At 61.1% G+C, this 19,569-nt stretch carries 15 protein-coding genes and 1 pseudogene; 8 read left to right on the top strand and 8 right to left on the bottom strand.

Features of this window, described 5'->3' with window-relative positions:
- Positions 1-34: 34 nt before the first annotated feature.
- The 6 genes from ABJ99_RS00775 to ABJ99_RS00750 are packed head-to-tail and all read right to left on the bottom strand — an operon-like array spanning position 35 to position 5,586.
- Positions 35-868 (bottom strand): phosphodiesterase, encoded by an 834-nt coding sequence (locus ABJ99_RS00775; RefSeq protein WP_054084188.1) that lies wholly within the window; start codon positions 866-868, stop codon positions 35-37.
- Positions 869-893: 25 nt separating this feature from the next.
- A complete protein-coding gene (locus ABJ99_RS00770; protein ID WP_054084187.1) occupies positions 894-1,925 on the bottom strand; it encodes an ABC transporter ATP-binding protein in 1,032 nt (343 codons plus the stop codon).
- Positions 1,922-2,716, bottom strand: a complete 795-nt coding sequence (locus ABJ99_RS00765; RefSeq protein WP_054079706.1) for an ABC transporter permease — start codon at positions 2,714-2,716, stop codon at positions 1,922-1,924. Before ABJ99_RS00765 ends, ABJ99_RS00770 begins: the two co-directional genes overlap by 4 nt.
- Positions 2,713-3,582: an ABC transporter permease gene (locus ABJ99_RS00760; RefSeq protein ID WP_054084186.1), complete on the bottom strand. Its 870-nt coding sequence runs from the start codon at positions 3,580-3,582 to the stop codon at positions 2,713-2,715. Before ABJ99_RS00760 ends, ABJ99_RS00765 begins: the two co-directional genes overlap by 4 nt.
- The gene (locus ABJ99_RS00755; protein WP_054084185.1) at positions 3,582-4,583 is read right to left on the bottom strand and encodes an ABC transporter substrate-binding protein; all 1,002 of its coding nucleotides are present in this window, start codon (positions 4,581-4,583) and stop codon (positions 3,582-3,584) included. Before ABJ99_RS00755 ends, ABJ99_RS00760 begins: the two co-directional genes overlap by 1 nt.
- Positions 4,567-5,586 (bottom strand): LacI family DNA-binding transcriptional regulator, encoded by a 1,020-nt coding sequence (locus ABJ99_RS00750; protein WP_054084184.1) that lies wholly within the window; start codon positions 5,584-5,586, stop codon positions 4,567-4,569. The genes ABJ99_RS00755 and ABJ99_RS00750 overlap by 17 nt, the downstream gene beginning before the upstream one ends.
- Before the next feature lie 193 nt (positions 5,587-5,779).
- Here ABJ99_RS00750 and ABJ99_RS00745 point away from each other — a divergent pair, with 193 nt between their 5' ends.
- From ABJ99_RS00745 to ABJ99_RS00735, 4 genes and pseudogenes are all read left to right on the top strand, one after another.
- Positions 5,780-6,754 carry a serine/threonine protein kinase gene (locus tag ABJ99_RS00745; protein WP_054084183.1) on the top strand — a complete coding sequence of 325 codons (975 nt, stop codon included), beginning with the start codon at positions 5,780-5,782 and terminating at the stop codon, positions 6,752-6,754.
- A gap of 218 nt (positions 6,755-6,972) precedes the next feature.
- Positions 6,973-7,860: an EamA family transporter RarD gene (gene rarD / locus ABJ99_RS00740; protein WP_054084182.1), complete on the top strand. Its 888-nt coding sequence runs from the start codon at positions 6,973-6,975 to the stop codon at positions 7,858-7,860.
- A gap of 217 nt (positions 7,861-8,077) precedes the next feature.
- Positions 8,078-8,260 (top strand): annotated as a pseudogene (locus tag ABJ99_RS28920) (hypothetical protein); the annotation flags it as partial.
- Complete coding sequence (locus ABJ99_RS00735; RefSeq protein WP_054084181.1) at positions 8,244-8,546, top strand: XRE family transcriptional regulator; 303 nt, start codon at positions 8,244-8,246, stop codon at positions 8,544-8,546. The pseudogene ABJ99_RS28920 and the gene ABJ99_RS00735, both read left to right, overlap by 17 nt.
- A gap of 19 nt (positions 8,547-8,565) precedes the next feature.
- Here the strand turns inward: ABJ99_RS00735 and ABJ99_RS00730 are convergent, their stop codons facing one another.
- A complete protein-coding gene (locus ABJ99_RS00730; protein ID WP_054084286.1) occupies positions 8,566-9,084 on the bottom strand; it encodes a glycine cleavage system transcriptional repressor in 519 nt (172 codons plus the stop codon).
- A gap of 321 nt (positions 9,085-9,405) precedes the next feature.
- Between ABJ99_RS00730 and ABJ99_RS00725 the strand changes: the two genes are divergently transcribed.
- Both ABJ99_RS00725 and ABJ99_RS00720 read left to right on the top strand, forming a co-directional pair.
- On the top strand, positions 9,406-11,583 hold the full coding sequence (locus ABJ99_RS00725; RefSeq protein WP_054084180.1) for a malate synthase G: 2,178 nt from the start codon (positions 9,406-9,408) through the stop codon (positions 11,581-11,583).
- A 698-nt stretch (positions 11,584-12,281) separates the two neighbouring features.
- On the top strand, positions 12,282-16,055 hold the full coding sequence (locus tag ABJ99_RS00720; protein WP_054084285.1) for a coiled-coil domain-containing protein: 3,774 nt from the start codon (positions 12,282-12,284) through the stop codon (positions 16,053-16,055).
- Positions 16,056-16,119: 64 nt separating this feature from the next.
- Here the strand turns inward: ABJ99_RS00720 and ABJ99_RS00715 are convergent, their stop codons facing one another.
- Positions 16,120-16,566: a response regulator gene (locus ABJ99_RS00715; RefSeq protein WP_054084179.1), complete on the bottom strand. Its 447-nt coding sequence runs from the start codon at positions 16,564-16,566 to the stop codon at positions 16,120-16,122.
- Positions 16,567-16,798: 232 nt separating this feature from the next.
- On the opposite strand from ABJ99_RS00715, the gene ABJ99_RS00710 reads away from it, so the two are divergent.
- Together ABJ99_RS00710 and ABJ99_RS00705 are read left to right on the top strand one after the other, a co-directional pair.
- The gene (locus ABJ99_RS00710) at positions 16,799-18,733 is read left to right on the top strand and encodes a DUF294 nucleotidyltransferase-like domain-containing protein (RefSeq protein ID WP_054084284.1); all 1,935 of its coding nucleotides are present in this window, start codon (positions 16,799-16,801) and stop codon (positions 18,731-18,733) included.
- Positions 18,730-19,443: a 3'-5' exonuclease gene (locus ABJ99_RS00705; protein WP_054084178.1), complete on the top strand. Its 714-nt coding sequence runs from the start codon at positions 18,730-18,732 to the stop codon at positions 19,441-19,443. Before ABJ99_RS00710 ends, ABJ99_RS00705 begins: the two co-directional genes overlap by 4 nt.
- The last annotated feature ends 126 nt before the right edge of the window (positions 19,444-19,569 follow it).

The following is a 19,569-nucleotide window of genomic DNA, read 5'->3' as shown; positions in this document are numbered from 1 at the left end:
GCGCTCCAAATGGGAGCAATAAGCAATTGTTCACTCAATCGATCAACCCGTTCACATCATAAAACGGGTACGGCCCGTCATAGTCCCCGAACACGACGTTATGGCTCACCAGGCCTTGCTCGGAATGCCAGCGGTGCAGCACGTAGCCTGCCGGTTCCAGGTTGAAATGGGCCGGGGCGGCTTCGTCGAGGTCCAGCACGATCTGGTGCGAGGTGCCGGGACAGATGCTCGCCACGCTGCCACCAAAACGCCGCTGCATCGGTCGATGCAAATGCCCGCACAGTAAACGCTCCACTTGCGGATGCTGAGCAATCACCCGTTCCAGCGCTGAAGCATTGCCGAACGGTTCGCGGTCCATGTGGCCGATGCCGGTGATAAACGGCGGGTGGTGCAGGATGATCACGGTCGGCACATACGGACGACGCGACAGTTGCGCATGCAGCCAGTCCAGCTGACAGTAATCCAGCTGCCCGCCATGCTCGCCGGGAATGGTCGTGTCCATGCCGATCAGTCGCACCGGGTACTTTTCCACCACCCAGTCCAGCGGCGCATTGGCCGACAACGGCAGGTACACCTGATCGGCAAACGCGGCCAGCAAGTGCTCGCGGTCATCGTGATTGCCTGGCACCAGATAGAACGGCATTTGCAGGCGCTCCAGTTCGGGTTTGAGGACCGCATATTCATCCTCGCGCCCGAAATCCACCAGGTCACCGCTGATCACCACGATGTCGGGGCGCTGCTTGCTGGCGTTGATATGCGCAACGGCGCGGCGCAGCGCGGCCAGCGTGTCGACCACCCCATAGGTCAGGCGCCCGTCGGCTTTGAGGTGCAGGTCGCTGATCTGGGCGATAAGAAACGGACGATTCACAATAATCTCTCGCAGGAAAACAATTTTATGAATGCAGGGTGAACAGCACTTGCGGTTCGACACTCAGGCCAATGACAGCGTTGGCGGCGTAAATCACGTTATCGGTGCTGTCCACCAACAACGGCTGCGGACCGCCGACATCGACCAGCAAGCGACTTTGCGCGCCCTGGAAAAACTGCCCGACCAGACGCCCCTGAAGATCGCCGCTTCCCGGCACCAGGCGCAGATGCTCGGGACGGCAATAGACCGTGCCCGGCATGTCAGCACCGTTCCAAGGCAGTTCGCCGCCGTTTACCTTGAGGCCAGACGCGGTGCGCGCGACCACGCTGAACGCATTCAGATTGCCGACAAACCCTGCGACAAATGCATTGGCTGGCTGTTGATAGATTTCCCTCGGCGTCGCCAACTGCGACACGCAGCCTTTTTCCATGACCAGAATCCGGTTGCCCAAGGCCATCGCTTCGCCCTGATCATGAGTCACGAACACCGACGTGATACCCAGCCCGCGCAGCAACTGGTCCAGCTCACTGCGCAAACGCTCACGCAACTGCGCATCCAGCGCGGCCAACGGCTCATCGAGCAGCAGCACCCGAGGACGCGGCGCCAGCGCGCGAGCCAGCGCGACCCGTTGGCGCTGCCCGCCGGACAGCTCGTTGACGCGACGATTGCCGTGCCCGGTCAGGCCGACCAGTTCCAGCAACTCGTCGCAACGCTTGTTGCGCTCGGCGGCCGACAAGCCGCGAATCTTCAGACCGTAAACAATGTTGCCGGCCACATCGAGATTGGGGAATAGCGCGTAATTCTGAAACACCATGCCCACGTCGCGGCGCTCGATGGGCAGGCGCGTGACGTCCTGGTCATCGAACAGCACCTGACCGACATCCGGTCGCTCAAGCCCGGCAATCAGCCGCAAGGTGGTGGTTTTGCCGCAACCGGACGGGCCGAGAATCGCCAGCGTCTCGCCGGGCTCGATGGTCAGGTGCAAATCCTGTACAGCAACGGTGCCGTCGGCAAATGCCTTGCGGCAGCCCTTCAGGCGAATGGTGGTTCCGCTCATCGGCTCTCTCCACGGGCAAGACGCGCGCTGATGGCCTGCAACGCAATAAGCAGCGGCACAATCAGCAACAGAAAAAGAAGGGTGTAGGCGCTGGCGACTTCCAGCCGGGCCGAGGCATAACTGTCGGCCAGCCCGACCGGCAGAGTCTTGGTCATTGGTGTGTGGAGCATCCAGGTCAGGTTGAATTCACCCAGCGACAGGGTCACGACCATCAGCACACCGGCAAGAATCCCGGCACGGCAGTTCGGCACCACAACACTGAAAAACCGCTTGATCGGCCCTGCGCCCAGGCTGGCAGCGGCCTCTTCAAGTACCGGCAACTGCTGACGCTGCATGACCGCCATGACCGGCCGGACCAGAAACGGCAGCGTGAACAGCACATGGCCGACCAGGATGAACAGCCAACTGCTGCGAAAGCTGCCGAACTGGCCGTAGGTCAGCAACAACGCAAGGGCGCTGGCCAGGCCGGGCATGGCGACCGGCAGCACCATCAGCTCTTCAAACGCCCGACTGAAGCGATTGTTCATGCGCACCAGCGCATACGCCGCCGGCACGCCGACCACGCACACGCAGATCGCGCAGGCCACCGCCAGTTGCAGCGACAGCCAGACCGTCGGCGAGTAGGCCTGCCAGACCTGTATCAGCCAGTCGAAGGTCAAGCCGCTCGACAGGCCCAGAAAATAATTACGGGTCACGCCAGCCAGTAGCGACAGGACCACCGGCACCAGCATGAACGCGCAGACCAATAGCGTGAACGCCAGTTGTGCAGCAAACAATGGAGAGCGTTTCACAAAGCGACTCCCGATTTACCGACCATGCGCCGCGCCAGCAACAGCACCGCCCAGGTCACCAGACCGAGGATCACCGACAGCGCGGCGGCCACGGTGAAGTTGGCGTAATTGGTGAACACGTTGTAGATCGCCACGGGGGTGACGTTCAGACGTGTGCCCAGCGTGAACGCCGTGCCGAATGCGCCCATCGACGTGGCGAAGCAGATCGCCCCGCAGGACACCAGCGCCGGTGTCAGGCCCGGAACGATCACATCGCAGACCACGCGCCAATGACCGGCGCCCAGGGAATGAGCCGCCTCTTCAAGGCTGCGGTCCAGGCTTTCACACGCCGCCATGACGGTGAGAATCACCCGCGGTATCGAAAAGTACAGGTAGCCGATGAACAGCCCGATGAGGGAATAGGCAAACACCCAGCGCTCACCGGCCAGTTGCAGACCGAGCGCGGCGAAGATGCCTTGGCGACCCGCCAGCAGAATCACCAGAAAGCCGACCACCACGCCTGGAAATGCCAGCGGAAAGGTCAGCAGTGCCACCAGCGCCGAGCGCCCAAAAAAATGATTACGCGCCAGAAACACCCCGCTGATGCCGCCGATCAGCAACGCCACAAGCGTCACCACCAGCGCCAGCAGACAGGTTTGCGCCAGACTGCCCAGGTACTGCCCACTGCTCAATACCTGCCAGTAACCGCTGCCATTGCCCTCGGTACTCTGCGCACCGAGCAGGATCAGATGGGTCAACGGCAGCAGCCAGAAGGCCAGTAATACCGCCATCGCCGGGGCCAGCGCCAGCGCAGCAGTCGGGCGCAGCCGCAGCCTGAAAAGTCCGCCCTTGCGCAGAGCCAGCGCGTCTTCCGGCGAGGCCGACATCACTTCACCTCACGCAGATAGCGGGCAGCGAACGCTTCCTGCACGGCGGCCATGTGCTGGTAATCCACCACACCGGCACGGGCGTAGTCGCTGTCCGGCAGGAACTGCGCGGCGACCTCGGCAGGCATCTTCGAACGCACCGGGCGCAGGTAAGCCTTGGCCCACAGTGCCTGACCTTCATCGGACAGCACGAAATCCAGCACCTTTTCGGCGTTGGCGCGGTGCGGAGCCTTGGCAACCATGCTCATTACGTAAGGCACGCCGATGGTGCCTTCCTTGGGAATCACGAAAGCAACATTAGCCTTGTCTTTGTAGCGTGCGCGGTAGGCGTTGAAATCATAGTCGACCAGAATCGGCAGCTCGCCGGACAGCACGCGAGCATATGCGGTCTGCTTGGGCACGATAGGCGAGTTCTTCGCCAGTTTCTGGAAGTAGTCGATGGCCGGGTCGAAGTTGTCCAGCGTGCCGCCCATGGCCTGGTTGATCGCGACGGCAGAAACGTAGCCGACGAAGGCGCTGGAAGGATCGAGGTAACCGACCATGCCTTTGTACTCAGGCTTGAGCAAATCAGCCCAGCTCTGCGGCACGGGCAGACCGCCCAGTGCGTCGACGTTGACCATGATGCCAAGGGTGCCGGAGTGAATGGCGAACCAGTGCCCTTGCGGGTCTTTCAGCCCGGCCGGAATGTCGTCCCAGTGCTTGGGCTTATACGTATCGACCACGCCAGCTTTCTGCGCTTGCAGGCCGAACGTCACGCCGTAATACACCACGTCGGCGACCGGTGCGGCCTGTTCGGCGACGATCTGCGCCAGCGCCTGCCCGGAGTTCTTGTTATCCAGCGGCACCTGCACGCCAGTGCTGTCGGCAATCGCCTTGAGCTGAGTGCCCCAGTCGGCCCACTCGGGCGGGCAGTTGTAGCAGATAGCAGTTTCGGCGGCCTGGGCGAGGCTGGCCGCACCGCATAACAGCAGTGCCGCGAGGGTTTTACTGAGGCTGAGCATGAAGCATCTCCTGGTAGGGCTGGGTGCTTTCGCCGGGCCGGATGTGGCACGGCAGACAATGAGAAACCGGTGGTGCCCCGGCAATCCCTGCCAGCAGTTGATCGATGACGATGTACGCCAGCTCGGCGATGGGCTGAACCACGCTGCACAGCGTCGGGTGCATCTGGGTGCCGAGCGCGATGCCGTCGAAGCCGATGACCGACAGACGCTCCGGAACACCCCAGCCGTTGCGGCGCAGCTCTGCAATCAGGCTGATGGCCAGCAAATCGTTGGAACAGACCAACGCGCTGGGCGCGTCCGGGCCACGCAGCAAGGGCTCGATCGTGGCGAAATCGGCGTTGGTATGGGCGGGCATTTCAATCACTGGCCGCGCCTCAAGCCCACGCTCATTCATCGCATCGCGATAGCCTTCGTAACGCAGGCGGGCGCGGTCGGACTGCATGACCGGGCCGGCAACCATGGCGACGCGCTGATGCCCGGCATCGATCAGATAACGCGTCGCCAGCGCCATGCCTGCGCGGTTATCCACAGACACCGCGCTGTAATCCTCATTGTCGGTCTGGTGATAGGCCAGCACGAACGGCGTGTCTTCACTGACCAGGCTCTCCAGCACACGGTTGTGCTCGGCGTCGGTCACGGTCAGGACCAACCCGTCGACCCGCTGGCGCAGCAGTTCTTCAACCACGGCGCTCTCGCGTTCAGCCGTGTAGTCGGTGGTCGCCAGCAGCAGGTTGTAGCCCCGCGCCCGCGCCGCCCGCTCCATGGCCTGAAACTGTTCGGCAAACACCGGGTTGAGCAGGTTCGGCACCACCACGCCAATCAGGTTGGTGGTTTGCAGACGCAACTGTCTGCCGAGCCGGTTGGGGCGAAAACCCAGCTCACGGGCAGCGGCAAACACCCGCTCGCGGGTTTCGGCGCGCACCACATCAGGGCTGGCGAAGGCGCGTGCGGCGGTGGCCCGGGACACCCCGGCCAGGCTTGCAACCTCTTTCAAATCAGTCATCGTCGCTCGCTTGAGATCGATCTCATTGGCGGCGACTGTAAGCGTCCAACATGGCTGAATGGCGAACGGCTGATGACCGTTCAATGACAATCTGCCCCTTGAGCACTTTAATCGGATGGGTTTGGCGAACCGGGACCGGTCTGCGTTACCATCAGCGGTCCGACGCGGCAACCTGCTGCGCGCAGGAGTAGTCATGGCTCACCCGTTTGCAACACTCACTCCCGATCTGGTGCTGGATGCCGTCGAAAGCATCGGTTTTCTCAGCGACGCACGCATCCTGGCGCTCAACAGTTACGAAAACCGCGTGTATCAGGTCGGTATCGAAGACGGTCAGCCGCTGATCGCCAAGTTCTACCGACCGCAGCGCTGGACCAACGAGGCCATTCTCGAAGAACACAGTTTCACCTTCGAACTGGTTGATGTCGAAGTGCCCGTCGTCGCGCCCATGGTGCATAACGGCGAAACCCTGTTCGAGCATGCCGGCTTTCGCTTCACGCTGTTCCCGCGCCGGGGCGGACGCGCGCCAGAGCCGGGCAATCTGGATCAGTTGTACCGCCTCGGTCAGTTGCTGGGCCGTATTCATGCGGTCGGCTCGACCAAACCGTTCGCGCATCGCGAAGCACTGGGCGTGAAGAATTTCGGCCATGACTCGGTCAATTACCTGCTGGAAAACAACTGCATCCCGCGTGGCCTGCTGCCAGCCTACGAGTCGGTGGCCCGCGACCTGCTCAAACGCGTCGAAGACGTCTACGCCGCAACGCCGCACAGCAACATCCGCATGCACGGCGACTGCCACCCCGGCAACATGATGTGCCGCGACGAAATGTTCCACATCGTCGATCTGGACGATTGCCGCTTGGGCCCTGCGGTGCAGGACATCTGGATGATGCTCGCCGGCGACCGCCAGGAACGCCTCGGCCAGCTCTCCGAATTGATGGACGGCTACAACGAATTTCACGATTTCAACCCGCGCGAACTAGCCCTTATCGAACCGCTGCGCGCGCTGCGCCTGATGCATTACAGCGCCTGGCTGGCACGTCGCTGGGATGACCCGGCGTTCCCCCACAGCTTCCCGTGGTTCGGCACCGAGCGTTACTGGGGCGACCACATCCTGGCCCTGCGCGAGCAGATGTCGGCGTTGAATGAAGAACCGCTGAAACTGTTTTGATCTGTGGAGCGTGAGGCACGATAGCCCCGACTATCGTGCGACGCTCTGCGTCGACATGCGGTTCTGAACGCTCTGCGTCCGATCTTGAGCGAGCGGCGCCGCACAGATGTCATGGATCAGTCGAATCTGTGTATAACATCGAGCGCTGCAGCGTCAGTACAACCAAAACCACCCACCCCACACTAAAACCGGAATTTTCTGCATTCAAGGGACGCTCCATGCAAGCCGCCAATCCGCGCCGAGGTTACATATTAGGCCTGAGTGCCTACACCATCTGGGGCCTGTTCCCCATCTACTTCAAAGTCATCGCCGCCGTTCCGGCCATCGAGATCATTATCCACCGCGCGCTCTGGTCGGCACTCTTCGGCTCGATCGTGCTGATGTTCTGGAAACACCCCGGCTGGTGGCGCGACCTGCGCAACAACCCGCAGAGGCTGGCCGTGCTCGCGCTGAGCGGCACGCTGATTGCCACCAATTGGATCGTCTACGTCTGGGCGGTGAACAACGGGCGCATGCTTGAGGCCAGCCTCGGCTATTACATCAACCCGCTGGTCAACGTGCTGCTCGCCATGGTGCTGCTGGGCGAGCGCCTCAGGCGCCTGCAAATGCTGGCCGTCATCCTCGCCGCCATAGGTGTCGCGCAGCAGGTCTGGCATATCGGCAGCCTGCCGTGGGTATCGCTGGCGCTGCCATTGACCTTCGCGTTCTACGGGCTGATCCGCAAGAAAGCACCGGTCGCCGCCCTGCCCGGCCTGGTCGTCGAAACCTGGATGCTGGTGCCGCTGGCGCTGATCTGGCTCGCGCTCAACCCGATGGCCGTGAGCGCGCAACCCGAATTCTGGACCACCACGCAAGCCCTCTGGCTCGCCGCCGCCGGCCCGGTCACGCTGATCCCGCTGGTATGCTTCAATGCCGCCGCCCGCCACTTGCCGTTCACCACGCTGGGCTTTCTGCAATACATCGCACCCACGCTGGTTCTATTGTTGGCCGTGCTGCTGTACGGCGAGCACCTGACCACCAGCACTATCATCACCTTCGTTTTCATCTGGGCGGGGCTGGCGATCTACAGTGTGGATATCTGGCTGAAATCCCGCGGCCGCCACTGATCAAAAAACAGACAAATCTACGCAGGCCACGCAGAACGTGGCCTGCGCAGGGTTCTCCAAGGGTTATCCACAGGCAGACTCACCTTATCTGTGCACAAGCCTTTGAAACTGTTGAATTTTTGATCAATCTTCGCAAAGCCACTGTGCGCATGGCGCGCAACGCTATTCCCCCAGGTTATCCACAGGCAGGTGCACGATTAACTTGGATAACCTGGGTATGCCAACGCGCCAGTTGAATGATGCACCTTTTTTGGTACATTCCAGCTGCACCGAAGTGGGAAATGAGCCCGTACGTGAATGGCTGACCGATCTGCCTCGCGATGATCGTAAGGCCGTCGGCACGGATATCAAGGCTGTTCAGTGTGGATGGCCAATAGGCATGAGTGAACCGGCACATTGGCTCTGACTTCGATGACTTTCTTGCCGAGCAAGGCTTTGCGGAGGAGGTTTCTGCCGCTGCCCTCAAACGGGTTATTTCCTGGCAGATCGCTGAGGTCATGAAACAGCAGAAGGTTACCAAAAAGGCTCTCGCCGAGCGTATGCACACAAGCCGAACCGCGGTAGACCGCGCTCTGGATCAGGATGATCCGGGGATGACACTCGCAACGCTGGCCAGTGCTGCAAGAGCACTGGGTCAACGGGTCGAGGTCAGACTGGTCCCGGAGCAAAAAGCCAAGCGCGCCTGAGCACAATCAGTTGCAGGAATCACTCCTCACTCCGCAACACCAACTCCACCATCAGATCATCAGCCAGTGTCTCTAGCCCGGCCTGCAGATCGTCCAGCGACAAGCCCACCGGAACGCCCAATACGGCGTCAGCGTGGAACAGCACCTCGCTGCTCATGGGCGCAGGCGCTACGTCGGTGATCAAGTGTTCGACGTTGACGCCCTTTCCGGCCAGCAGGCGGGTGATGTCGCGTACGATGCCGGGGCGGTCGTTGCCAACCAGTTGCATGCTGATCGGTCGCGTGGTGCCGCTGGTCTCGACCACGCTGTCGGCCAGCAGCATGCGAATGCCGTGGGCTGAAAGTGCGTTCAGCGCCTTGATCAGGTCGTCGTACTGCTGCGGTTCGACGCCGACCTTGAGGATCCCGGCGAACTGCCCGGCCATGCGCGACATGCGGCTTTCCAGCCAGTTGCCGCCGTGCTCGGCAATGCACTGGGCAATTCGTTCGACCTGGCCCGGTTTGTCTGGGGCAACCAGCGTTACAACGAGATGATCCACGGTGACTTCCTCTTTCTGTGCAGATGATTTGAAAATCGGCAATCGCCTGAGTATAGGCACGCCTGCGCACTCGCTCATACCCGGCAATCGTGTACGATTTGCCACGCTTTACCGAACAACCTTGAGCGCCTTCGAGAGCGCCAGAAACCGTAAGGTGACTCGTTATTCAGTTTCAGTCGTTTAATGACATATTAAGAGACGTTTTCACACGGACATAGGCTCATGTAGTATCCGTCAGCGCGTACTACATAACATCAAAACCAATAACAGAGCGCTCCCCCGAGTGTGCTCGACCCTGCTGAGCAGAGTGAGGCCAGTGCAATGACTGAGTACGTTCAAGTCGGTGACCTGCAAGTCGCCAGAGTGCTGTTCGACTTCGTGCAGAACGAAGCCATCCCCGGAACCGGCGTTGATGCCGACGCGTTCTGGGCCGGTGCGGACCAACTGATCCACGACCTTGCACCCAAGAACAAGGCACTGCTCGCCCAGCGTGATGAATTGCAGGCGCAGATCGATGCCTGGCACCAGTCACGTGCTGGCCAGGCGCACGATGCCTCGGCTTACAAAGCCTTCCTCCAGGAGATCGGCTATCTGCTGCCAGAAGCGGCGGACTTTCAGATCACCACGCAAAACGTCGACGAAGAAATAGCCACCATGGCCGGCCCGCAACTGGTGGTGCCGGTGATGAACGCACGCTTCGCGCTGAATGCTTCGAACGCGCGCTGGGGCTCGCTGTACGACGCGCTTTACGGCACCGATGCCATCAGCGAAGACGGCGGCGCGGAAAAGGGCAAGGGCTACAACAAGGTGCGCGGCGACAAGGTCATCGCTTTCGCCCGCGCGTTTCTTGATCAGGCCGCGCCTCTGGCCGCCGGCTCGCATGCTGACTCCACCGCTTACAAATTGATCGACGGCAAGCTGGTCATCAGCCTCAAGGGTGGCAGCAACACCGGGCTGCACGATGACACACAACTGATTGGTTTTCAGGGCGACGCCTCGGCGCCGTTCGCGGTGCTGCTCAAGCACAACGGCCTGCATTTCGAATTGCAGATCGACGCCGCAAGCCCGGTCGGCCAGACCGACCCGGCAGGCGTGAAAGATATCCTCATGGAAGCTGCGCTGACCACCATCATGGACTGCGAAGACTCCATCGCGGCGGTGGATGCCGACGATAAAGTGGTCGTCTACCGCAACTGGCTGGGCCTGATGAAGGGTGATCTGGCTGAATCGGTGTCCAAGGGCGGTGAAACCTTCACCCGCACCATGAACCCGGACCGGGTCTACACCACGCCGCAAGGTGGCGAAGTTACGCTGCACGGCCGCTCGTTGCTGTTCATCCGCAACGTCGGCCACCTGATGACCATCGACGCGATTCTCGACAAGCATGGCAACGAAGTGCCGGAAGGCATTCTCGACGGTCTGCTGACCAGTCTGGCGGCGATCCACAACCTCAACGGCAATAACACGCGCAGCAACAGCCGCAGCGGTTCGATGTACATCGTCAAACCAAAGATGCACGGGCCGCAGGAAGCCGCATTCACCAACGAGCTGTTCGGGCGTATCGAGCAGGTGCTGGGCTTGCCGCGCAACACGCTGAAAGTCGGGATCATGGACGAGGAGCGCCGCACTACGGTCAACCTCAAGGCCTGCATTCAGGCGGCCAGCGAGCGCGTGGTGTTCATCAACACCGGCTTCCTGGACCGCACCGGTGACGAAATCCATACCTCGATGGAAGCCGGCCCGGTGGTGCGCAAAGCGCAGATGAAAGCCGAAAAATGGATCTCGGCCTACGAAAACGCCAATGTTGATATCGGCCTGAGATGCGGCCTGCAAGGCCGTGCGCAGATCGGCAAGGGCATGTGGGCCATGCCCGACCTGATGGCTGCCATGCTGGAGCAGAAAATCGCTCACCCGCTGGCTGGCGCAAATACCGCCTGGGTGCCCTCGCCGAACGCTGCTGCGCTGCACGCCCTGCACTATCACAAGGTCGATGTGTTCGCCCGTCAGGCCGAACTCGCCCAGCGCGAACAGGCCTCGGTGGATGACATCCTGACCATACCGCTCGCGCCGAACACCGACTGGACAGCGGAAGAAATCCAGAACGAACTGGACAACAACGCGCAGGGCATTCTTGGCTATGTGGTGCGCTGGATCGATCAGGGCGTGGGCTGCTCGAAAGTCCCCGACATCAACGACATCGGCCTGATGGAAGACCGCGCCACGCTGCGCATCTCCAGCCAGCACATGGCCAACTGGCTGCGTCATGGCGTGGTAACCGAAGCCCAGGTGCTGGAGAGCCTAAAGCGCATGGCGCCGGTGGTGGATCGCCAGAACGCCAACGACCCGCTGTACCGCCCACTCGCACCAGACTTCGACAGCAACATCGCCTTCCAGGCGGCTGTCGAACTGGTCATCGAAGGCACGCGACAGCCCAACGGCTACACCGAGCCGGTGCTGCATCGCCGCCGTCGCGAGTTCAAGGCAATGAACCGGCTGTAATGCTCTACAGCCATGACACCGGAGGGGCGGCTTGCTGCCTCTTCGGGATCGTCAAAAGGCTGGAACCGAATCCATGTCCCGACCACCCAGCTCCACAGGCCCGAAAACCTCCCGCCCAGCTAACTGAGGAGGTTTAAGGCACCTGCCCCGCCTGACCGCCAAAAGGGAGCAACCCGCGAGTCAGCGCCGCAAATCCCCCGCCCACGAGCAAACACGCTTCCCCGTGCCGCCCTGGCAATTTGAATGTGCTGCCTGCCGCTACGGCGTCCTGGCGAGCACTTTTCAATACGTTTTACGCACCACCGAATGCGCAGTGTCGATTACTACCACCACCTGTATTGATCTGTCGACCTTGATATCTGAGCCGATGGAGCCCGCTCATGACCTTAAGAATCAATACGTCTTCTGTTAAGCCCGCTGTACCTCTCGAAACAAGATCAACCTCACGGCCGAAACAACCTCCCACCCCCGTAGAACCGCCTGAACCTCCTGTCGTGGCAAACCCCTCAGCCCCCCGATCAGCACCCGGCGTCCAGCAGGCGCATGGGCTGAAAACGCACGTCGCCAGCAAGCTTTCCGAACGGCAGACCCAATTCAGTCTTGGTATTCCCGGCACAGGTCGCACGATCAATCGGCCCTTGCGAAGCGGGGTCCCGGAGGGTGAAGCCGGCACAGCGAATGATCAGGCTGACGATCCGTTGCTGAAAGAGGCGCATGAACTGCAGCGCCTGGCCGAATCGGCGCTGACCAGCCTGAAGGGAGCGCCGACATCACTCTGGGAGCGCCCCGCTCCGTCAAAGGCAAGGCGTCTGACGACCAAGGTGTTTCCGTGGCTCAAGCCTGCCGCGCTGAGCGAGGTGGTCAGCACCGACAGCAAGTCCAGAGGCAAAGCCGAAGCCAACCCCCCGCAGCACAGCCCCGAAGCCATCGCCACTGCCGTTGAAGAGCTGAGCACTCGACTGGATCATCAAAGCAAGGTGCTCGCCACGGCGACCCACGCGCTGGTGGCGGCGCGGGCACATCTTGAATCGCTCGAACACGCCACCCCGCACTCGTCGACCGAGCGACTGGACCAGGCCAGAGCCCGCGTCAAGCAAGCCGATGGGACGACTCGTCTGGCCGGCCAGCAACTTCGGGAGCTGATCCAGGGCACGGAGGTGCTGCAACTGGGCGCACTGAGCGAGGGGCAAGATCAAGTTGAACAGCAAGCCGGGTTCTCCCGGGAATGGCTGACTGATCTGCGCACACGCATGCAGGCGGTGGATGCCCGTTTTGCCAACCGGCATGCGGCTATCGCCATCGAACTGGAGCTTAAAGTGGCGGAGACGCGCGAGCTGATCTCACTCGACCACGACATGACCATGGCTGAACGCGCCGCCGCGCACGCCAACGCACAACTCGCTGCGCTGCGTGCCCAGCGCCGGGAAGCCCCCGAAGGCTCGGCCGAAGCTGGCAGGTTGGACACACACATTGAGCAGGCGCTTGCAGAGCGCTCACAGGCCATGCAAACCCATCAGCAGCTGGCAAAAAGACTGGTGCGGGTCAGTGCCGATTGTGCGCGTTTGAACGACGAGATCGGCGAGCTGCACCAGCAACTGGCCATCGTCAGCGGCGAGCGCTCGGTACTCAAGACTCTCGAACAGCAATTGCCTGCCCCGGAACAAACGACCGCGCCGCTAAAAGCGGATGCCGAAGCGCGCATCGACAAAACCGCTCTCAAGAAAGTCCGCGAGCAGTACCTCGCCAGTCAGCTCGGCGAAGCCAATGCTTTTGCAGCGGCCGGCGCGGAGGACATTCAACCGGCCCTGCAACGCATTGCCGATCGTCTGCAGGGCACCCCGCCGCCAACAGCGCTGCCGGCCTTCGCCGTGGTCGAGATCGTGACTTCAGCGCTGGCAGCGCTGACGGGTAACGACGCAACCCGCGCCAGGCGCGTGCTCGACCTGCTGAACCAGCACCCGCTGGAACATTGGCCGCGGGTTGCCGAGGACCTGGCGAAGTCGGTCAGAACCCGCAGCGCAAAAAACAACAGCGTTCAGCAGGACACCGTCAGTTTTTGCCGAAAACTGGCAACTGTGCCGCGCGGCATGGAAATCCTCCAAGTGCTGTCCAGCGAAGGCGCTGCACCGATAACAGCCGAGCGTGCCAACCCCCTGCGGGTGTTCTGGAATGCCGATGAAGCGCAGCAAACCGAGCCCGACAGCAAGGTCAAAGCCTGGCTGCAAACCGCCAAACAGGTGGCACGCAGCACGCTGGATGGAGACGAGAAGTCATTCGACGATGTGGATCACGCCGCCTTCAATGCGGTTCGTAACGGCTATTTCAGCAACGCCCCCGGCACGCCTTACGCGCAACATGATCAGCGCCTGAAAAAAGCGACGGCGGAATGGGTGATGCGCGCTGTGGCGGCCAACACCCCGGAGCAAACAACGGCAACTGCACCGGCGAAAAGCTCGTTGCCGCGCCGTCTCATCCCCACGCTGAACAAGACCCCCTTTGCCAAATCGACGCTGGATCGGGCCTACTCGGTGGGCGAAAGCATGGGCCTGCAATCACCCAGAAAGCAGGTTGATCAGGTTATTTCCGCGCGTATCAGCATGCTGGAAGAAACGCTGAAAAACGCCAAGCGCGCACCGGGACTGCAACTTGAAATCTCGGCAGCCCACGCCATGCTTGATCACCTTAAATCTCTGGAGAAGAAAGGCACTCACCTGTCGCAGGTGACGCTTAAAAAGCGCGATGGCAAATCGATGCAAAGCCTGCTCAAGGCCCGCGTTCAGCAGCAGCGGCTATCACAGATATGGGATAAGCCGGACGCGAACGGCAAGCGCGCAGTCAACATACTGCACAAAGCTCAGCACATCGAACTGCCGCCGCTGTACAGCGAACTGGCCAACAGCAAGCTGTCGGTCTACGAAGCCATCAATCGTGTCGATGAGCACCTGCGCGAGATATTGCCGCCAGCGCTGCAACCTGCTCAGTCTGTTGAAGAGGTGCTTGATCAGGACTTGAGCGCGGCGATAAAACTGCTAAAAATCCGGCACTTGAGCGAGAAAAGCGACATCGTGACGTTTTTCAAGCCGTTCATTCTTGAAAGCCGCCTGCGCGACCGGCTGCGGCTGGGCGGCGGAGGCACGCTGGGCGTAGGCTTGCCGTCGCTGCCCTACAGCTTGATATCGCCCATCGTGTCACCGATCTTTTCGGCAGAGAAATCTCGCAGTGACGAAGCGTTTGCCCAGCTGTTCATGCCGATTCTGGGCATGGAAATGTCCTTCGGCAAAGCACGAACCGAAGCCGCCGAGGCCACCATCGGTGTGGCGGCAGGAAGTGCGGTTGCAGACGGTGTGGCGATACAGGCTGCGCTCACTGGCCGCTTTACCGCTCAGGAAACTCAAACCAGCTCGACCCTCATGCGTTTTTTTCGCACCCGTCACAAGGACGATGAAATGCGCGGCAACATGCTCAACGCGCTGGACAGTATGGTGCGCTGGGACATCATCGACCCGCAAAAGGGCCCGCGTTACGCCGGGCCGCTGGAAGCCATACTGGCGCGTAACCCGAAGGTCTCTATCAGCCAGATCGATGCGACGTCCAGCACCCGCAACGTCGCGGCGCGTGTGGCATTGCGCGTCCCGGCGGTACGCTTCAAGGATGGCGCCAGTCACGCCTCTCAAACCCTGACGCCGGAGCCCTCGGTGTACGTCGAAGCGGATCGAATCAAGGAAACACGCACGGAAACCGGCGGATTCATCAGCGTTGTCGGCGCCAAGGGTGACACCGCTCAGCAACGGGTGGGGGTCACCACCAACCTGAACTTTGCACCGATTGCCAGCTCGGCCACGCCAGCAGAAAAAGGTGCCAACCATGGGGTTCAGGGTCAGGGGCTGGGTTTGCAACTGGGCATGTCCCGGGACCTGGCCTGGGCACTGGAAAAGAACGAAATATCGCCCTTCCTGATTGGCGACAAACAGGACGCCGATCTGGACCGACATTACTCCACGCCACGCGACATGCAGGCCGAAATCAGCGCCAACCGCGACCTGTGGTTGATGCGCTGCATCGAGACACTGGAGCCGGACGAGACCGGCAACAAAGACACGCCGGACAATCGCTTGCGCGCGGCCATGCTGCTTGATGCTTTCGAGGCAACGATCAAGCGTCTCGGCAAGGAAAGTCATTACTGCCAGTACAACGTCAACTACTCGATGAAAGGCCGGGCGGGTGCCGAGATAGACGGGTATCGCGGCATTCAGGCGCTGGCCAGGCAGCGTGGCGACTTGCAGGCGGCGGAAAAGGCTCAGCAGGCCATCGACGATATCCTGCTGACCAAAGAGACGTGGCGACCGCTGGTATTGATCGTTCGTGAACGAGCGCGGGATTCTACGGTTGTCGGCTGGCGCAACCTGCTGCGGTGGCAGAAGCTGTCCAATGTCGACGGTCAGCGTACCGCGGCCCAGTTTCCGCCGCCTTGAAACAGGAAACCCGGTCGTGCCAGCGCAACGGCACGACCGTCAGTCAGGTGTGCGGATCAGCTTTTCAACTCATGCCCAGCTCACGCTTGACCATTTGCACCAGTTGTTTGGTGTTGAGCGGCTTGAGCAGAAAATCCACCACGTTCAGGTGCATGGCGTCGATGGCATCGCGCACGTTGGCGTCGCCAGACACAATAATGATGGGCAGCTCGGCGCGTTTCGATTCACGAACCTTGCGGATCAAGTGCAAACCGTCGAACGGGGCCATGCGCAGATCGGTGATCAGCAGCCCGATGGACTGATGGGTTTGCAGCATTTCCAGCGCAATATCGCCGCCGGGCGCGGTCATGCAGCTGATGTCGTTGAGACTCAGAATTTCAGCCAGCAGCTCGCGTGCGTCACTGTCGTCGTCAACGATCAGTACCCGTTGCGGTGTGCTGCGACCGGGCGTCAGCATCACCTCTTTGAGGGCGCTGCGTTCGTCGTCGCTCAGAATGTCGTTATCAATCATTGCAGTCTCATCATTCCCTGAACTAATCCGACAGCAGACTTCGCTCAATCTGCGATGTATTTCGTCGGCTTCCCGGCCAGTTGCAGCTCACCATCCCTTGCACTCGTCAAATCAGTCGTTGCGCAACAGCGGTGCTACTGTCGCTTGGCTCAGGCGTAAGACTTACGTCCAATGGGCACTGTGCTGCAAGCGGTCGACCATGGTCGCCAATAACAAGAACGCGGAACAGGCCATGAGCAAGGCAGATGCTTTTACCCAGGCAGGCAAAACGGCCGTGTTGCAGAACATACACGGCACCATGCAGTTCCTGCAAAAATTCCCGCCCTTCAATCAGATGGAAAATGCCCATCTCGCCTACCTGGTAGAACAGTGTCAGCTCAGGTTCTACGCTGCCGATGAGAGCATCATCAAGCCTGGCGATGGGCCAGTAGAACATTTTTACGTCGTCAAACAAGGCAGAGTTGCAGGCGAACGTCCGCATACTGCCAAGGGTGGCACCGAGACGACCTTCGAAATCACCACCGGCGAATGCTTTCCGCTGGCGGCTTTACTCGGTGAACGAGCGACCCGAACCGAGCATCGCGCGGCCGAAGACACCTTCTGCCTGCAACTGAACAAACAGGCGTTCATCAAGCTGTTCGCGCTGTCCACCACGTTCCGCGACTTCGCCCTGCGCGGGGTCAGCAGCCTGCTGGACCAGGTCAATCACCAGGTCCGCCAACGCGCCGCCGAAACCCTCGGCACGCAGTACTCGCTGAACACGCGCCTCGGTGAACTGGCCATGCGCCACCCGGTGATGTGCAGCCCTGAAACGCCGATGCGGGAAGCCGTGAAGCTGATGCACGAGCAGCAGGTGGGCAGCATTGTGATTGTCGACGAGCAGCAGTCGCCACTGGGTATTTTTACCCTGCGCGACCTGCGTGAAGCGGTCGCCGATGTGCATGCCGACTTCAGCGCCCCCGTCAGACACACCATGAGCCTGGCGCCCTTTCACCTGAGCCCGGATGCCAGTGCCTTTGACGCCGCCATCGCCATGACCGGGCGACATATTGCGCATGTCTGCCTGGTCAGAGACGGGCGACTGTGTGGCGTGGTGTCGGAGCGCGATCTGTTTTCATTGCAGCGGGTCGATCTGGTGCACCTGGCGCGCACCATCCGCACGGCGCCGCGCATTGAAACGCTGAGCGGCCTGCGGGGCGACATCATTCAGCTGGTCGATCGCATGCTGGCGCACGGCGCCTCTTCGACGCAGATCACTCAGATCATCACCTTGCTCAACGATCACACGGTGTGCCGGGTGATCGAGCTGACGCTTGAAGAAACCGGCGACCCCGGCGTGCCGTTCAGCTGGCTGTGTTTCGGCAGCGAAGGGCGACGTGAACAGACGCTGCACACCGATCAAGACAACGGCATTCTTTTCGAAACCAGCGATGCGACGCAGACGGAGCAGATTCGTCGGCAGCTGCTGCCCATTGCCGAGCGCATCAACCAGAGCCTGGCGCAATGCGGCTTCACGCTGTGCAAAGGCAATATCATGGCTGGCAACCCGGAGCTGTGTCTGTCCCGTGCGGAATGGGCGAGGCGCTTTGCTGCTTTTATTCGCGAAGCGACACCGGAAAACCTGCTGGCGTCGAGCATTTATTTCGATCTGCGTGTGGTCTGGGGTGATGACAGCGGCTGCGAGCAATTGCGCCGTGGCGTGCTTGAGCAGGTCGCGGATAACCGGCTTTTTCAGCGCCTGATGGCTGAAAACGCGCTGCGTCAGCGCCCACCGGTGGGCCGCTTCAAGGATTTCGTGCTGGCCCGCAAAGGCAGCGAGAAGGACACACTGGACCTCAAGACTGAAGGCCTCACGCCCTTTGTCGATGGCGCGCGCCTGCTGGCGCTGGCCAACGGGATCGGGGCCAACAACACCCAGGAACGTCTGCGGCAACTGGTCGAGCGCGAAGTCATCGACCCGCTGGATGGCGCGGCTTACGAAGAGGCTTATCACTTCATCCAGCAAACCCGCATGCAGCAGCATCAACTGCAAAGCCGCCAGAACCTCGCTTACTCCAACCGCATCGACCCGGACACGCTCAACCATCTGGACCGACGCATCCTGCGCGAGTCGTTCCGTCAGGCGCAGCGGCTGCAAACCAGCCTGACCCTGCGTTATCAGCTATGAATCTGTTCGAATGGCTCAGGCCGCGTCGCAAGCCAGCGCCACTGCACGCTCATCAACTGCAGCGGCTTGAACAACTGCTCGTTTGCGCGCGGCTCAGTGACAAGCCGTTGCGCCAACAACGCTGGGTGGTGCTGGATCTGGAAACCAGCGGTTTGAACATGAACCGCGATCAGGTGCTGTCCATCGGGGCGGTCGTCATCGAGGACGGAGCCATCGATCTGGGTCAGCAGTTCGAACGCACCCTGTTGCGCGTCGACCATAAAGTCAGCCCGGCGGTGTTGATTCATGGCCTGGCGCCCAGCACGATTGCGGCGGGCAGCGAGCCAGCCCAGGCGTTGCTGGATTTCATGGAGTTTGTCGGCGACAGCCCGATTCTGGGTTTTCATGCGCCGTTCGATCAGCACATGCTGGCGCGGGCACTGAAGGAAAGCCTGGGCTACCACCTGCAGCACCCGTTTTTCGACGCCGCCGAAATCGCCCCGATGCTGTTCGAGCAGGCCAACCTGCGGCATGCCGGGCTCGACGACTGGACCCGCTATTTCGGCCTGAACGCCGAAGAACGCCACAACGCCAGCGCCGATGCTTTGGTCACCGCCGAGTTGGCGCTGATCCTCTTCAGCCACGCCCGCCGCCAACAGATCGACAGCCCCTTGCGACTGGCAGAATCACTGGGGCAATGGCGCAGACGCAAACAGTCGCATTCGTTCTGATGGCAACTGCTTCTCGCGTGTGCATTGGCACGACACACGCTTCAGCACTCGGCATAAGCCTTGTGGGAGCTTGCTCGCGAAGGCTATATTTCAGACACAGAAAACGCCGCAGATGTACCGACCCAT

The organism is Pseudomonas syringae pv. cilantro (assembly GCF_001293775.1).
Taxonomy (GTDB): Bacteria; Pseudomonadota; Gammaproteobacteria; order Pseudomonadales; family Pseudomonadaceae; genus Aquipseudomonas; species Aquipseudomonas syringae_P.
This window is presented reverse-complemented; position numbering and strand designations above follow the sequence as displayed.

Excerpts from the sequence above, each read along its gene's own strand:
- ABJ99_RS00770 (WP_054084187.1), bottom strand. The coding sequence starts at position 1,925 with ATGAGCGGAACCACCATTCGCCTGAAGGGCTGCCGCAAGGCATTTGCC.
- ABJ99_RS00760 (WP_054084186.1), bottom strand. The coding sequence starts at position 3,582 with ATGTCGGCCTCGCCGGAAGACGCGCTGGCTCTGCGCAAGGGCGGACTT.
- ABJ99_RS00755 (WP_054084185.1), bottom strand. The coding sequence starts at position 4,583 with ATGCTCAGCCTCAGTAAAACCCTCGCGGCACTGCTGTTATGCGGTGCG.
- ABJ99_RS00750 (WP_054084184.1), bottom strand. The coding sequence starts at position 5,586 with ATGACTGATTTGAAAGAGGTTGCAAGCCTGGCCGGGGTGTCCCGGGCC.
- ABJ99_RS00745 (WP_054084183.1), top strand. The coding sequence starts at position 5,780 with ATGGCTCACCCGTTTGCAACACTCACTCCCGATCTGGTGCTGGATGCC.
- rarD (WP_054084182.1), top strand. The coding sequence starts at position 6,973 with ATGCAAGCCGCCAATCCGCGCCGAGGTTACATATTAGGCCTGAGTGCC.
- ABJ99_RS00725 (WP_054084180.1), top strand. The coding sequence starts at position 9,406 with ATGACTGAGTACGTTCAAGTCGGTGACCTGCAAGTCGCCAGAGTGCTG.
- ABJ99_RS00715 (WP_054084179.1), bottom strand. The coding sequence starts at position 16,566 with ATGATTGATAACGACATTCTGAGCGACGACGAACGCAGCGCCCTCAAA.
- ABJ99_RS00710 (WP_054084284.1), top strand. The coding sequence starts at position 16,799 with ATGAGCAAGGCAGATGCTTTTACCCAGGCAGGCAAAACGGCCGTGTTG.
- ABJ99_RS00705 (WP_054084178.1), top strand. The coding sequence starts at position 18,730 with ATGAATCTGTTCGAATGGCTCAGGCCGCGTCGCAAGCCAGCGCCACTG.